The 16,050-nt window shown below is 43.0% G+C and carries 13 protein-coding genes; all 13 read left to right on the top strand.

The features are described 5' to 3' along the window. Positions 1 to 59: 59 nt before the first annotated feature. The 13 genes from A1232T_RS07570 (at position 60) to A1232T_RS07510 (ending at position 15,851) form a co-directional block, all read left to right on the top strand. Positions 60 to 488: a YeeE/YedE family protein gene (locus tag A1232T_RS07570; RefSeq protein ID WP_077448854.1), complete on the top strand. Its 429-nt coding sequence runs from the start codon at positions 60 to 62 to the stop codon at positions 486 to 488. 64 nt (positions 489 to 552) lie between these two features. Further along, entirely contained in the window at positions 553 to 1,002 is a 450-nt protein-coding gene (locus A1232T_RS07565; protein ID WP_077448853.1) for a DUF6691 family protein, read from the top strand. A 576-nt stretch (positions 1,003 to 1,578) separates the two neighbouring features. Continuing rightward, positions 1,579 to 2,793 (top strand): RtcB family protein, encoded by a 1,215-nt coding sequence (locus A1232T_RS07560; protein ID WP_077448852.1) that lies wholly within the window; start codon positions 1,579 to 1,581, stop codon positions 2,791 to 2,793. A gap of 219 nt (positions 2,794 to 3,012) precedes the next feature. Then, positions 3,013 to 3,267: a hypothetical protein gene (locus A1232T_RS07555; RefSeq protein WP_077448851.1), complete on the top strand. Its 255-nt coding sequence runs from the start codon at positions 3,013 to 3,015 to the stop codon at positions 3,265 to 3,267. 318 nt (positions 3,268 to 3,585) lie between these two features. After that, entirely contained in the window at positions 3,586 to 5,451 is a 1,866-nt protein-coding gene (locus tag A1232T_RS07550) for an ABC transporter ATP-binding protein (protein ID WP_077448850.1), read from the top strand. Between the two features lie 179 nt (positions 5,452 to 5,630). Continuing rightward, on the top strand, positions 5,631 to 5,915 hold the full coding sequence (ppnP, locus tag A1232T_RS07545) for a pyrimidine/purine nucleoside phosphorylase (protein WP_077448849.1): 285 nt from the start codon (positions 5,631 to 5,633) through the stop codon (positions 5,913 to 5,915). Between the two features lie 257 nt (positions 5,916 to 6,172). Continuing rightward, positions 6,173 to 7,828, top strand: coding sequence for an AMP-binding protein (locus tag A1232T_RS07540; RefSeq protein WP_077448848.1), 1,656 nt, complete (start codon positions 6,173 to 6,175; stop codon positions 7,826 to 7,828). Between the two features lie 93 nt (positions 7,829 to 7,921). Next, complete coding sequence (locus A1232T_RS07535) at positions 7,922 to 8,698, top strand: SDR family NAD(P)-dependent oxidoreductase (RefSeq protein WP_077448847.1); 777 nt, start codon at positions 7,922 to 7,924, stop codon at positions 8,696 to 8,698. Positions 8,699 to 9,077: 379 nt separating this feature from the next. Next, positions 9,078 to 10,838 (top strand): phospholipase D-like domain-containing protein, encoded by a 1,761-nt coding sequence (locus A1232T_RS07530; RefSeq protein ID WP_077448846.1) that lies wholly within the window; start codon positions 9,078 to 9,080, stop codon positions 10,836 to 10,838. A gap of 200 nt (positions 10,839 to 11,038) precedes the next feature. Beyond that, positions 11,039 to 12,655 (top strand): 3-deoxy-D-manno-octulosonic acid transferase, encoded by a 1,617-nt coding sequence (locus tag A1232T_RS07525; RefSeq protein WP_077448845.1) that lies wholly within the window; start codon positions 11,039 to 11,041, stop codon positions 12,653 to 12,655. Beyond that, the gene (locus A1232T_RS07520) at positions 12,655 to 13,368 is read left to right on the top strand and encodes a 16S rRNA (uracil(1498)-N(3))-methyltransferase (RefSeq protein ID WP_077448844.1); all 714 of its coding nucleotides are present in this window, start codon (positions 12,655 to 12,657) and stop codon (positions 13,366 to 13,368) included. Before A1232T_RS07525 ends, A1232T_RS07520 begins: the two co-directional genes overlap by 1 nt. Positions 13,369 to 13,432: 64 nt before the next feature. After that, positions 13,433 to 14,572 (top strand): ABC transporter substrate-binding protein, encoded by a 1,140-nt coding sequence (locus A1232T_RS07515; RefSeq protein WP_077448843.1) that lies wholly within the window; start codon positions 13,433 to 13,435, stop codon positions 14,570 to 14,572. 166 nt (positions 14,573 to 14,738) lie between these two features. Continuing rightward, positions 14,739 to 15,851 carry an extracellular solute-binding protein gene (locus tag A1232T_RS07510; protein ID WP_077448842.1) on the top strand — a complete coding sequence of 371 codons (1,113 nt, stop codon included), beginning with the start codon at positions 14,739 to 14,741 and terminating at the stop codon, positions 15,849 to 15,851. Positions 15,852 to 16,050: the final 199 nt, after the last annotated feature.

The following is a 16,050-nucleotide window of genomic DNA, read 5'->3' as shown; positions in this document are numbered from 1 at the left end:
AGTATGCCCATAACTGATACGTAAATAATATATATTTGAATGTAATATTAGGAGCGCATATGTACGCTTGGATTGACATGGCAAGCTTTACCCCTTGGAGCGCTTTATTCGGTGGATTACTCATCGGTCTTGCCTCAGCGATTTTGATTGTCGGTATTGGCAAAATCATGGGCATGAGCGGTATCTTAAAAAGCAGTTTGGCAAGCCTACCTAAGTTTAGTTGGCAGTTGGCCTTTGTCATTGGTATGGCTATCACCACTTGGCTGTACAGTTTATTTATTGGATTTCCCGAGCTTGAGATGGGGCAGCCCCTTTGGAAAATCATAGTGGCAGGATTATTAGTTGGCTTTGGGACACGTTTGGGTTCTGGCTGTACAAGCGGTCATGGTATTTGCGGTATTTCGCGCTTATCAGGTCGTTCAATCACCGCCACCATTTTGTTTTTATTTAGTGGTGTGGTGACAGCTACTTTATTTGCAATGGCTTAGCTAAGGCTTTTACCCCATTGCAAAACCCATCTGTATCTATGTATCCCTATATCAAGGTCATATTATGAGCACCTCAAATAAAACCAATCCAATTACGCTAATTATCAGCCTATTATCAGGATCTATTTTTACCATTGGCCTTATCGTCTCTGGTATGGTCAACCCAGAAAAAGTATTGGGTTTCTTACGCCTGTTTCATGGCTGGGATCCCTCGCTAGGCTTGGTTATGGGCGGCGGTATTGCTGTTGCGATGCCAACTTTCTTTTATGTGAAGTCCCGAATTGCTAAAGGCGAGAAAGCCTTAAATAAAGGCAACTTTGATTTACCTACAGCGACCAAGATTACACCGCAGCTTGCTATTGGTAGCCTTATGTTTGGGGTAGGCTGGGGCATGCTTGGATTTTGTCCAGCGCCTGTATTGGTGACGGCATTAGCCGGTTATACAGAATCGATGATTTTTGTCGTTGCGATGCTGGCAGGATTTTGGTTGCATGCTAAATTAATCAAAAACTAAGTCTAAGTTTAAGTTTATAAGTCTAAGTTTAATAGCTTGAGTTAAATCTATACTTAAACGAATAATAAACAGGGGTTAATGATGCAAAAGTTGATGTTTGTCCATTAGCCCCGTATAATCAGCCTACTTTTGACCCAAAGCCATCAAGGCTTTAGGCTGTCAAATATCTAATTTTATTGAGTTACTATATTTATTCATCCGCTTTATTGTCGTCTAAAGAATGACAAATAAGCCACAACCTACGGAGGAGTCAGCATGCAATTGTTTCAAAAAACTGTGTTCAAGATAATGCAAAGCAATGCGATGTTCGTTATGACTTCGCGCAGGTTAGGCTAAGCTCTATATAATTTAGCTTTCCCTTCCAAGTATTGACCATTAGCGTCAAATCTAACCTCCACTGCTTGTATTTCTGACACTCATTGACCTTAGGTTAATGGGATTTTTGCGTCTGTTATTTAACACGGTTTCAACTCACAACAATCTATTAATCAAAAAAACAAATATAAAACGAATGGTGCTTGTGTAAATCAATTGGATTCATGAGCACATTCGACTAAAAATGAAGGTAATAACAAAATGGGCATACAGCTAATTTTGAATGAAAACAGTAAAAAGGGCGTACCGGTTAAGGTGTACACCCAAGATATCGCGCAAGAGGCGATACAGCAATTACGCAATATGGCGCAGCTCGAGTTTGTGCACTCGCACATTGCGGTGATGCCAGATGTGCACGTGGGTAAAGGCGCAACAGTAGGCAGTGTTATTCCGACCAAATCTGCCATTATCCCAGCGGCAGTCGGTGTTGATATTGGCTGTGGTATGAATGCGGTGCGTACCTCGCTAACCGCCAGCGATTTGCCGGACAGCCTAAGAGCAGTACGCTCAGCGATTGAGAAGCAAGTGCCGGTTGGCTTTAATATGCACAATCAAATCACGGCCAAAGCATCAACGCTTGATCCGCTTGGTAAACGCTTAAAGCCAATTACCGATAAGCACCCAGGTCTTTTAAAGATGCTCAAAGGTTTTGAGCGAACGTGGGCCAAGCAGCTCGGTACACTTGGCGGCGGTAATCACTTTATCGAAATTTGTCTCGATGAGAATGACGATGTGTGGGTGATGCTGCATTCGGGTAGCCGAGGTATTGGCAACTGTATCGGTCGCTATTTTATTAATTTGGCCAAAAAAGAGCACCAATCACGCTTTGGTCATGTGCCTGATAAAGACTTGTCTTATTTTGCTGAAGGTTCAAGCAGCTTTGATGACTATTTCGAAGCGGTGCAGTGGGCGCAGGATTATGCGGTGCAAAACCGAAAAGAGATGATGCGCTTGGTATTAAGTGCGATGCAGTCCAAGCAGGCAGGATTACCACACTTCACCTTGACCAAAGAAGCCATTAACTGTCATCACAACTATGTGGAAGAAGAGACTCATTTTGGCGAAAACGTCTATGTCACTCGTAAAGGCGCTATCAGTGCTTACGAGGGTGAGCTGGGTATTATTCCAGGCTCTATGGGGGCTAAGTCTTTTATCGTGCGTGGCCTTGGTAACGAAGAGTCCTTTTGCTCGTGCTCACATGGGGCAGGGCGTAAAATGAGTCGAACCAAAGCGTCTAAGACCTTTACCGTTGATGAGCTCAAAGCACAAACCGCAGGCGTTGAGTGTAAAAAAGACAAAAGCGTACTCGATGAAATCCCCGGTGCGTACAAAGACATCGACGAGGTAATGGACAATCAAAAAGACTTGGTTGAGGTAGTGCATACCTTAAAGCAGGTACTTTGTGTGAAGGGGTAGTTATTCGTGTCATTTAATGCTGTTACGTTTTCAATCTCGATTGAAGTCCTAAAAGTGCATCAGCACTCGATTTCCTCGTAGCAGGATGAAATAGTAACGAATAACCCCTCTATAGTAAGCAAAATAGGTCGGTCAACATATTAAGGAGAATAAAAATGTTTTTAATCAAAAAACCAAATTATAAATCAAATAAAAAACGAATAAATTTAGGAAAAATGTATGAGCTTAAAACAAACACTAAAGCTGGCTAAACAGCTAGAAAGTCAAGCCAAAAAGAGTGATGCTAGCCCTAATAGCACGGCAAACCTCAGCGCCCTAAAAGAGGCAACCAAACCACGTAATCATGTGGCTTTTAATCCGCTACTCAAAAAGGGCGGCGTGCATGAAAAAGACAATATCGAAGCGGTGCGTAAGAAAAAACGCCGCGAAACTAAGAAAATTCTGCGTCAAAAGGATTGGTTGTCAGAAATCTAAATGGTTTGATGTCGCTTATTTAGCCAAGCAAACAAAAAGCCCGTTCTATGAAGGTAGAATGGGTTTTTTATTATTAGTATGAAACTATATGAGCTTATAAAGGGCTAGCATGAGAACGTTTTATAAAAGTGAGTCCTTATCATATCAATTCCTGCAAATGTTATTTGAATGTAGCTAACGGTTTAAAAAGCCTGATTTAGTCCCATTTAATAATCAGAATTATTTACCAATAATCTAAAAGGTTATTTAAACAGTTATTTCCTCAGTTTTTATTCTTACATTTGTGCTGTCATATTAGTATTGCTACTAAGGAGTCTCATGAGTCTATTTTTCGAAAAACTCGTCAATCCTTTCCCCAAAATTGATAACCAAACCCCGCCAAATACTTTGTGGGGCTTTATTCGTTATCATAATCAGGGTTATGGTTGGGTGTTTCTCGCACTAGGCATCTTAGAGGCGCTATCGGCAGTGAGTGAAATTGCCATCTATGCCTTTATGGGGCAATTGGTTGATTTGCTAAGCGAGCATGACAAAGCGACCTTTTTGCAAAGCGAGATGCCAACTTTATTGGGTTATTCAGCGTTGCTGCTGATTGCGATGCCCTTGATTAACTATCTGCGTACCTCACTGAGAAGCCGTACCTTAAATGGTAACCTGCCGATGAGTGTGCGCTGGCGTTCACACCGTTATTTGCTTAATCAAGGCATGTCGTTTTTCCAAGATGAGTTTGCAGGGCGAGCGGCGACCAAGGTGATGCAAAGCAGTATGGCGGTGCGTGAAGTGACCTTGATTACGGTCTCGGTGATGGTCTATGTGCTGGTTTATTTCGGCAGTATGCTGTATGTATTGACTAATCTAAACACCTGGTTCTTAGTTCCGATGCTGGTGTGGCTGTTTATTTATACTGCGCTGCAATTCTACTTTAATCCTAAGGTACGTCAGTATTCGCAAGCGCAGTCCGATGCACGCTCGACCATGACCGGCCGTATCGTAGATGCCTATACCAATATTAATACCGTCAAGTTATTTGCGCATACCGACAGCGAAGCAGAATATGCGCGCGACAGTATGGATACCTATTTGCAGACGGTTTATAAGCAAATGGGCACGTTATCAACCTTGATGATAACCATGACCATTTTGAACTATATTCTTATCTTTGCGACCAGTGCACTCAGTATCTATCTGTGGCTCAACGACTTGGTTGGCCTTGGCGCGATTGCGGTTGCGGTATCGATGGCATTAAGACTGCTCGGCATGTCACGTTGGGTGATGTTTGAGCTGACCGATTTATTTGAAAGCTTGGGTACAGTTCGAGATGGTATGAGCTTACTGACTAAGCCATTGACGCTAACCGATAAAGAAGGCGCTCAGCCATTAGCTGTCAAAGGTGCGCAGGTTGATTTTAATAACGTAACATTCAGCTATCACAGAGCCGGTATCAATGATGGCGACAGTGAAGATGACAAAGCATTAAGTATCTTCAAGGATTTGAATTTACATATCAAACCTGGCAAGCGAATTGGCCTAGTCGGTCGGTCGGGTGCGGGCAAGTCAACCTTGGTCAATTTGCTACTCAGATTTTATGATGTGCAAGGCGGTAGCATCTGTATCGATGGGCAGGATATTAGCAAAGTAGAGCAAGAAAGCTTGCGTGAACACATTGCTATGGTGACTCAAGATACGTCGTTGTTGCACCGTACCGTACGCGAAAACATCATCTATGGTAAGCCTGATGCCACTGAAGAAGAGCTACAGCGTGCGATTAAACAAGCCAATGCCGATGAATTTATTGATTCATTGGTTGACCTAAAAGGTAATAAAGGGCTTGATGCGCAAGTCGGTGAGCGCGGGGTGAAATTATCAGGCGGTCAACGTCAGCGTATTGCCATTGCGCGTGTGCTATTAAAAGATGCGCCCATTTTAATTTTAGATGAGGCAACCTCAGCACTTGATAGTGAAGTGGAAGCAGCGATTCAAGAAAGCTTGGATAGCTTAATGCAAGATAAAACAGTGATTGCCATTGCTCATAGACTATCGACCATTGCATCGATGGATAGACTGGTGGTGATGGATCAAGGACGTATTATCGAGCAAGGCACGCACCAAGAGTTACTTGCGAAAAAAGGGGTGTATGCCAGCCTGTGGGAGCGTCAGACTGGTGGTTTCTTAACAGATGAGTAATGAGCTGTGATTGTGTAGTAACGCCTATCTTATGGTTTAGTGACGTAAAGATTTAGATGTCATTTTAATCGCAAACTCAGTAGAATGAATGAGTATTAATTCTCTGAATATACCCTTCATGCGTAAGGGATATACATCGTGACTGTTACTAATCTATACTCATTTTTTAAGGATAATCTATGCCAAGCGTTAATCAGTATTTTGATAATAAAGTGACTTCAATTGCTTTCCAAACGGCAACCAAACCCGCAACCGTTGGGGTGATGGAAATTGGTGAGTATGAATTTGGTACCAGTGAGTTTGAAACCATGACTGTGGTCAGCGGTGCATTAACCGTTAAATTGCCAGGCTCGGATGAGTTTGTGACCTATGACGCCGGTCAGAGCTTTACCATTGAAGCCAATGAAAAGTTTCAGGTAAAAGTCGCCGTTGAAACCGCTTATCTTTGCACTTATGGTAAGTAGCCTATAAATATAAATTAGCCTTAACTTCTAATGAGCAGCGAACTTTGGTTTGCTGCTTTTTTTATAATTTTTATTAATGATACGTTTTGTATTGAAATAAGTATTAAAATCGGTTATTAATAGAGGGGTTAAAAGGAAATTAACGGCCTGACTGTCCTAAAAATAAAGAAACCTCCAAATAAGGAGGCAAGGTATAGGCCTTTGAGTGGGGTACTTGTTTCCCCTAGAACAGTAATTAAGCTAAAGGAATAGCGGTTATGTCAGTAACTACAGTAAAGTCTATTGCGCCTCAAAATTATGCTGATTTTTATCAAGCATTCACTCCAGATACTCTTATTAAAGAAATCTTTAACGACCATCCTCAAGATCAGTTTAATGCTTACCTAGCTTGTTGTGGCAGGCATGTCCGTAATGGTTTAGGGGATAAGGTTGCCTTGGTTCATGAAGATACCAAGCAAAACATAACTCAACTTACCTTTGATGAATTAGATAAAAAAAGCGCTCAAGTGGCTCATATGCTACAAAATTATGGCGTCAAAAAAGGCGATAGAGTGGCGACAATGCTATCGCGCACCCCAGAGCTGCTCATTATTGTTTTAGCTACTTGGCGTATCGGTGCGATTTATCAGCCCTTGTTTACTGCCTTTGGGGTTGAGGCTATTCAGTATAGACTTGATAAGGCAGACACTAAGGTGGTATTTACCAACCTTGATAACCGATCAAAGTTTGAAGAAATTACTAACTTACCGCAGATGGTTTTAGTGACTAAAGAGGGCGAGGATGCCAGCCAATATACAGATGCCAATTTTAAAGATATTGAGGGTTTCGACACTGACTTTGAAGCGGTTATGCTAGATGCTGATGCGCCGTTTTTGCAGATGTTTACCTCAGGTACAGTGGGTAAGTCAAAAGGGGTGAGTGTACCGCTTGCTGCCTTATCTACCTTCTATTTGTATATGCGTTATGCTATCGATTTGCAGGAAACGGATAACTACTGGAATATGGCAGATCCAGGCTGGGCATATGGCTTGTATTATGCCATTACCGGTCCTTTATTGATGGGTATTACCACTCACTTTAATGAGATGGGCTTTGATGCTCAAAACACCCTTGATTTCCTACAACGTCATAAAATTACCAATATTGCCTCATCACCAACGGCCTTTCGAATGATGAAGTCTAGTGGCGTATTTGAAAATGCGGCGGATAAATTATCGCTGCGTGTTGCTAACTCAGCAGGTGAGACCTTAAATACTGAAGTGGTTAACTGGGTAAAAGACAATTTAGGCTGTGATGTATTTGATCAATATGGTCAAACAGAAACCGGTATGACCTGCTGTATGCACCATGCGCTAACTCATGATACTCCGACTGGAAGTATGGGGGTTCCTATGCCAGGGCACAAACTGGTGGTGCTCGATGATAACTTGCAGCCCGTTGAAGATGGTACCCAAGGCCAATTGGCAGTAGTGGTCAGTGAATCACCAGCTTTTTATTTTAAAGGCTACAGCTGGAATGAAAAGGATGCCTTCTCAGGAGATTACTACTTGACTGGGGATGTGGTCGAGCGTCATGAAGATGGTACTTTCTGGTTTGCAGGACGCGATGACGACATTATTATTACCGCCGGCTATCGTATTGGGCCTACCGATGTTGAGAACTGTGTCATGGAGCATGAAGCGGTCGCTGAGTCTGCAGCAGTTGGGGTGCCAGATGAAATGCGTGGTCATGTGATTAAGTCATTTGTGGTGTTAAAACAAGGCATTGTTGGGACGGAAGAGTTGGTGAGCGAAATTAAGGCGCTGGTACAAAAGCGACTTTCCGCCCATGCTTACCCACGCTTTGTGGAATTTGTAGAGTCATTACCAAAAACACCCAGTGGTAAAACTCAGCGCTTCTTATTGCGCCAATAAAATATAATAATATACTAAGACTTGGCTGAAGAAGTACCTCTTTACTTTATTAATGGGTCGTTTTGTTAAATAAAAATATTATAAGGATGTTATATGAAAACTGAATCACAAACTTTTATCGTAACCGGCGGTGCCTCAGGTCTGGGCGAAGCAACCACTAGAGAGCTGGTATCACGCGGCGCTAATGTGGTCATTGCAGACCTCAATGAAGAAGCAGGTCAAGCGTTGTCTAAGGAGCTGGGTGAGGCCGTACGCTTTGTTCGCTGCGATGTCACCAACGGAGAGCAGGTTCAAGCTGCGGTTGAAACTGCGGAAAAAGAGTTTGGGGGTTTAGCCGGTAGCGTTAACTGTGCAGGTATTGCTATTGTACAAAAGCTACTAGATAGAGATAACAATCCAGCCGACCTAGATCAGTTTAATAAAGGGGTACAAGTCAACCTAATAGGCAGCTTCAACGTGGCACGCTTGGTGGCTTCAAGCATCGCTAAGCGGGTAGCAGCTGAAGGCGGACCAAATAACGAAGACCAAGGTATTATTATCAATACCGCCTCTATCGCAGCCTTCGATGGTCAAGTCGGCCAAGCCAGCTACTCTTCATCTAAATCAGGTGTAGTAGGTATGACTCTGCCTTTGGCGCGTGAGCTGACGCGTCATGGTATTCGAGTGATGACCATTGCCCCAGGTATTTTCGCAACGCCTATGATGGCAGGTCTTCCAGAAAAAGCACAAGAGCAACTAAAGGCCAGCGTACCTTATCCTAAGCGTTTAGGTGAGCCATCAGAGTTTGCAAACTTGGTAGCACACATTATTGAGAACGCTTATCTAAACGCTGATGTTATTCGTTTAGACGGTGCGATTAGAATGACCTAGTTTGGCAGTTATTCGAGACTTATAAGAAGCTGTACCCAAAATAGGGTACAGCTTTTTTTGTTAGCAGTGAATTTGAGTGGGGTAATCAAGTTACAGGCAGTAACCATTCTCCTAAACGTGACCTCTGTGTTAACTGAAGTGGTCTATTTAAAATAAAAGCAGGGTTATTAATTAGGGTTGTCGCTTTATGCAAAACTATTTTATTTAAGCAGACAGTCATAACCCCCTCAACAGTAGCTAAGTGTGGTAGTTATAATGACTGTTAGACTGTTTGAAGCGCCCAATGAGAAAGCATTGTTGGCATTTTTAGCCTCAAACGAGTAATCTATCGCTAAGCTCTTTATCCTTAATAATAAATACTCAATCCGTCGTATAACTCATGGCTCCCTTTGCACTATCTTCTCTCGTCCTGACTGCTCAAGTAGATTTAGTCCAGCAACTAGATCGAGTGATGTCGTCGCTAGAATCTCTATCGGCAGGAAACTGGGCGTGGTTAGGGGTGTCCATTCACTTAGTATTAACCGTGTTTATGGTGGTGCGTATTTTATCAACGCAGCGCAACACAGGTATTGCTATTGCTTGGTTGGTTCTATTATTTGCTATCCCGTTTTTTAGTATTATTGCTTATATGTTGGTGGGTGAGCCTTATTTGGGCAAGAGCTATAAGTTGCGTAATTCGCAGGCTCAAAATATGTTAAAAGGGGTGGCTAAGCGTCAAGATATTCAACTAGCACAAGTGGATGACGCTCTGCCTAAGCGCTATCAAGGTGTGAGTCGCATTGGTACCTATGACACTGGCTTTGGGGTTTATGACAATCACCGTATGCAGCTATTAACCTCTGCCGATAGTACTTTTGATACTTTAATACAAGACATTAATAACGCCTCTGCCTTAATCTTGATGGAGTTTTATATTATTTATCCCAAAGGCCGGGTGCAAGAGGTGTTTCAAGCTTTAATTGAAGCGGTTGAAAGAGGGGTAGAGTGTCAAATATTGGCGGATAGTGTGGGAAGCTTTAGCTTTTTTACCGATGATTGGTATGAAAAACTGGTCGAAGCTGGGGTTATTGTCCACCAGTCATTGCCCGTGGGTTTATTCAAAACCTTATTTAAGCGTAGTGATTTGCGTAACCATCGAAAAATTGTGGTGATTGATGATGATATTGGTTATACCGGTAGCTTTAACCTAGTTGATCCTGAGTTCTTTAAACAGGATAAAGCGGTGGGGCAATGGATTGACCTTATTATGCGCATACAAAGTGATAATGCAGTGAGTGTGGTTACCGCATTGGCAGCGGTTAACGTCACCGATATTGGGGCAGAAAGTACCCGTAACTTACAGCAGCTAGGTTTTCGTATTGAAAACAATATCAATATGTATACCCGTAAACTATATCGTCCCAAGCCGGCAATTAATGACATTAACGATAAGGCATCCGGTTATTTGGCCAGACAAATATCTTCTTTGAATTTAAGCGATGAGTATGGTCATGATTTTAAGGCCTCCGAGCAAGATCCTGATTATGAGGTAGATCCAGACCCAAGCTTACCGCCTTATATGCGTGCTATTGCTAATATGCCGGTGATAGACAATGTTATGGCTCAAGTTATCCCTTCAGCGCCGCGCATTACCGAGCATGTGATTTATAACACGCTTTTGACAATTTTCCATAGAGCGGATCACCGTATTCTGATAACAACGCCTTATTTCGTACCGGATGAGGCCTTGCTGGCTGCTTTAACCACAGCCGCTAAAAGAGGGGTGGAGGTCACTTTAATCCTACCCGAAAAAGTAGATTCCTTTTTTGTTCAACATGCCTCACAGGCCTCCTACTCAATTTTGATGGAAGCAGGGGTGAATATCGCGTTATTTAAAGGCGGTTTACTTCATGCTAAGACAGTGGTTATTGATGATGACTATTGTCTGTTTGGTACCGTCAACATGGACATGCGTAGCTTTTATCTGAACATGGAGATTAGCTTGGCGCTGTACACCCCAAGTATCGTAGAGCAGGTCCATACTTGCCAACAAGCTTACTTAACACAGTGTGAGCTGCTAAATCTGGAAGAGTGGGAGAGTCGACCGACTTACAAACAGCTTTTTGATTCAGGAATACGTCTGTTTAGCCCCTTACTATAATGCTGAGATTGCGGATAGTAATGGCTATTTTATAAATTTTAAATGCGGTAGAATACCGGCTATTTTTTATCCAAACCGTTTTATCAAAGTGCCTGATTACTTGGTTTTTTTTTAACAAAGCTGTTAATTAATGAGCTTTTAAATAAATCACTAAAGTAATTGACGGCTGTAATTTTTTACAAGGTGACCATAGGTTGATTATGACAGACAACAAAGACGCCAATGTTTCTAACTCAGCCTATTCTTCAGCATCTCATGTTGCCAATAGCACTAAGGCCATAGCCCCACCTTGGTATTATAAATTAGCAATCAAACTGTTAAAGCCCCTCTATAGACTGGTGTTGTGGCGCCGCTATAAGCAAGCCAGAAAAAGCGATATGCCAGTGGCCGATTATAAGCAAGAAATTGACTCTCGTTATGGTCGTGCCTATCCGCAGCCTCCGGCTATAGCCTCATCCCAATCTCTTTCGGCGGCCAGTCCTTTAAACGGGGCAAATATTTGGTGCCATGCTGTGTCTTTAGGAGAAACCAATACCATTGCGCCTATGCTAAAAGTGATGCTGCAGCAAGGGGCCAAAATTTGGATTACCAATACCACCCAAACCGGCTTTGCGCGAACCGAACAGCTCTTTGCAGATGCCATTGCTAACAAGCAGATGGTTCATACTTTTGTTCCCGTTGATGATAAAGCGATAGTTGAGAAGTTTGTTGCTAAGGCTAAGCCAGATTTGGCCATGTTTGTAGAAACAGAGCTGTGGGCCAATATATTGGCGGTGTTAAAACAGTTAGGTATTTCTTCGGTGCTGGTTAATGCCAGATTGTCACAAAAATCTTTCGAAAATTACGCCAAATATGAGTCTGTTAGCAAAAGCATGATGCATAACATCAGCATGATTATTGCTCAAGATGCAGACTCAGCGAAACGCTTTCGCCGCTTAGGAACTGAAGTTGCTAAGATACGCCGAGCGGATTCTTTGAAGTGGTCAACGGGAGCAGCTCCTGCTACCTCTCAGTCCAATCTTGAGTTAACGGCTAAAAATCAAGCTTTACAGGCTGAGTTCGGCTCAAGTCCTGAAGTGTTTGATCGCCCTATTTGGGTGGCCGGCAGTACCCATGAAGGGGAAGAGAAGGCAGCCATTGAAGCTCACAAACAGCTTATGGCTCAGTCTAAATTGGCCAATGCTTTACTGATTTTAGTGCCTCGTCACCCCGAGCGTTTTGATGCAGTGGCTGAGCTAATTGAGCAGTCCGATTTGACTTATCAGCGCCGTAGTCAAGAGCAGCTTATTGAAGCCAACACCCAAGTTTATCTGGCAGACACCATGGGCGAGTTAACTTCCTGTTATCAGCTGTCAGATGTGGCCTTAGTGGGTGGGTCTTTGGTAAATATCGGAGGTCATAATCCGATTGAAGCGGCAAGCTTAGCCAAGCCCATTATTATGGGGCCTTATACCCAATCTTGTCATGAAGTGGTGGCGGCCTTAAATGATGTGGGCGCCTTAAAAGTAGTCAATGCCGTTGATGGCGATCGAAATAATAAAGCTTCTAAAGGGGCGGATAACACTCATGTAACGCCTAATGCCACACTGGCGGACAGTGTGGCTGAGTGGCTGACTTATCCTGAGCAAGCTAAGCTGGCAGGCCAAAAAGGGCAGCAGTTGGTGACTACCAAAAGCAATGCCATGCAGCAGCAATTGGCGATGATAGAGAGTCTGTTAAAGGCCAATAAAATGACAAATAAAGAGGTTGACCCTAGAGACGAAGAAGTAGATTTAGACCACTTTAAAGTTCGCAGACGCGGTGAGGATGAGGCATAGTGAATATCCTACTGTTACCTGAGCTAGATAATAATCAGTCTTGTATTAGTATTACTAACCTTGACCAAATTAACCATGTACAGAAGGTGCTTAGGCTTAAAGCAGGCGACAGCTTAAAAGTAGGTAGCTTAAAAGGTAAGTTAGGCACAGCGGTTATTGAAGCTGTGTCAGATAAGCAGCTTAAACTGGGTCAGCTAAACTTGAATACGATGCCTCCGAGCAAACTTGATTTAACGGTGGTTTTGGCCTTGCCGCGGCCGAAGGTATTGCGCCGGTTAATAATGGATATGACGGCCATAGGGGTGGCTGAAATTATCTTGGTTAATAGCTATCGCACCGATAAAAGCTATTGGCAAAGTCCTATGCTCAAAAGGATTGATGAGTTTGTCAAAGAAGGCTTGCAGCAAGGGGTGGATACCATACCGCCGAAGATACAATTAAAAAAACGCTTTAAGCCCTTTGTGGAAGATGAGCTGGCCGCATGGGCCAAAGATCGTAGCCTCGTGGTGGCCCATCCTTACAGCCCACTGTCTTTTAATAAATATATTGAGCAGGCAGGTTTACCTCAGGTGCTATGTATCGGTGCTGAAGGAGGCTGGATTGATTATGAAGTGTCTTTACTACAAAATAATGGCTGTCAGTCTGTTAGTATAGGCAGTCGAATATTACGTACTGAAGCTGCCGTTAACGCGCTTTGTGGGCGTTATTTATAAGGTGATTTTCAGGTATACTGAACACTCCATTGATTCTGCATTTTTTATCTATAGGTTCTATTTCATGCTCAAGGTTGTTAGGTCAAATAGCAAGTTGCTAAAAAGAGCTTTGTCTGTCTTTATTCTTGCCTCGCTAAGTTTGACCGGGTGCTCAAATGCCCAAGATGAGGATGAAAATCAGGCCGACAACCCTGTCCAAATCAGTCAAGAAAGATTCCAAATTGGTACCGATTTAGATATAAAAACTCTAAGTCGGCTTAGTGATGCCTACCGCCAAGAGACGGGTATATTGATTGAGTGGGTGCCTGTAGATAAAAGCGTCTTTACTATTCATTTTGATGAAGAGCCACCTTTGCATTTCGATGTTAAGCTCCCCAAAGGCGTAGATATGTTAATGATGCATAGCGTCTATACACTGGCCAACGCTAGTGCCAGCCATGTCTTGCAGCCAGTAGGGTCACGAACCTTGGCGACTACGGTGCCGGCGCACTACCAAGATCCAGATGGGGAATGGTTTGGGGTAGGCAAATATGCACGAAGCATTGTCTATAACAAAAATAAAGTCAATGAGCGAGAGCTAGTGAACTACGCCGGCCTTGGTGCCAGTAGATGGTTTGGCAAGCTGTGCATGACTGATATTTATAGCCCAGAAAACCAAGCCATTGCTAAGATGATGATGTCTTATAATGGCACCAAACTTACCCCAGAAATCCTGGCTAACTGGCAAGCTAATATGGGTAGTCCACTGGCTAATAATGCTGAGATCCTTAATCAGATAGAACAGGGCGGCTGTGATGTGGGGATAGTAGACAGTGATGCCTTCTGGGGGTATGCCAAGACACACCCCAACACACAGCTTCGATTAATGTGGCCCAATCAGATTAACAGAGGCGCGATTACCAACGCCATTAGCATAGGTATGGTAGATGCTGGAGAAGAGGTGGGTCAAGCCTTAAGGTTTATGGAGTGGTTGGTCAGTGATCGCGGGCAGGCCTTGCTTGCTTTTCATACCAGCACCTTCCCAGTGATAGACATTAAAGATGATACGGTGAATATGGAGACGATTCGACCTGAGTGGACACAGTTTGAGCCTGATTCAACCCCTTTAATCGACTTTATTAAAGATCATCGTAAGATTGAACCCCAAAAAAAAGAACCTGAAGTGCCAGAAGAAGAGGGGGAGGAGACCCAAGCTTTAGAGTAGTGTATCTATTTTTGACTAAAGTTAATTGATAATCAGTCGCTAATTGTTATTGATAATTATTACCATTTGGATTAAGATGCTTTCAGCAAATTAATCCTATAGTTCTTATATCTAAAAGATATATCACTACAAAACAAACGCTTAATTCTTTATAAAAGAGGCAAATATGGGAACATCACGAGAAGCGACATCTGTTACTAAAGCAAGCACCAAATACACTATGTTAACCGCTGCTGTTCTAGGTGCACTGGCATTAGTAGGCTGTAATCAGTCAACTGAAGAGGCCGCAACGACTGCAGATACTGAAGTGCAAACTACTGATAAAGCTTCAAGTGATACCGTCACCATTTATTCATCGCGTAACGAGCAGCTGATTCAGCCTTTATTAGATGAATTCACCAAAGAGACAGGTATTCCTGTTGAGCTAGTTACTGATGATAGCGGCCCTCTAATCGCGCGTTTGCAAGCAGAAAGCACCAATACTCCTGCTGACATCTTATTAACTGTAGATGCTGGTAACTTATGGCAAGCAGGTCAACAGGGCCTACTACAGCCTATTCAATCTGAAGTAATTAATAGCAACGTGCCTGAGAAATACCGTTCAGTAGATGATCTATGGACGGGTCTATCTTTACGTGCGCGTACTATCTTCTATGATCCAGCTAAGGTACAGCCAACTGACTTATCTACTTATGCTGATCTTGCTGATCCTAAGTGGAAAGGTAAGCTTTGTTTACGTACCTCTAAAAAGGTATATAATCAGTCTTTAGTGGCCAGTATGATTGAGCATTACGGTCCTGAGAAGACTGAAGAAATTGTTAAAGGCTGGGTAGCCAACTTAGCAGCCCCCGTATTTAGTAATGACACTAAGCTACTAGAAGCCATTGCTTCTGGTCAGTGTGAAGTCGGTATTGCTAACAGCTACTACTACGGTCGTATCTTAGATGAAGATGCTAATTTCCCAGTGAAAATATTTTGGGCAAACCAAGGTGAGGGTGCTGAAGCGACCGGTACTCACGTAAACGTATCAGGCGCAGGTATCATTAAGAACTCTGATAACGTAGAAGGCGCTCGTAAGCTAATTGAATGGTTGTCTTCAGATACGGCTCAAGGCAAGTATGCTAGCAGTGATAAAGAGTTCCCAGTAAAAGAAGGTGTTGATGAGTCAGACATGCTTCGCTCATGGGGTAGCTTCAACCAAGACAATATTAATGTTAGCATCTTCGGTCAGCGCCAAGCTGAAGCGGTACAGTTAATGGACCGTGCAGGCTACGAATAAGTAAATCTCAGCTCAGATTTATCACCAGTCGCCGTAAAACTACCCACTTCAGGGGGTGGATATAAGGCGACACATATTGTCGTGAGTAGTGTTTAAAAGGTTGTAAGCTAAAATTAATCTTGCCATACTAAGCATATGAAAACACTCAAGCTACGCATTAAAGACAAACACATAAAAGAGCTGAATCGTCTAAGCGGTT

This window comes from Psychrobacter pasteurii (assembly GCF_900162815.1).
Classification (GTDB): Bacteria; Pseudomonadota; Gammaproteobacteria; order Pseudomonadales; family Moraxellaceae; genus Psychrobacter; species Psychrobacter pasteurii.
This window is presented reverse-complemented; position numbering and strand designations above follow the sequence as displayed.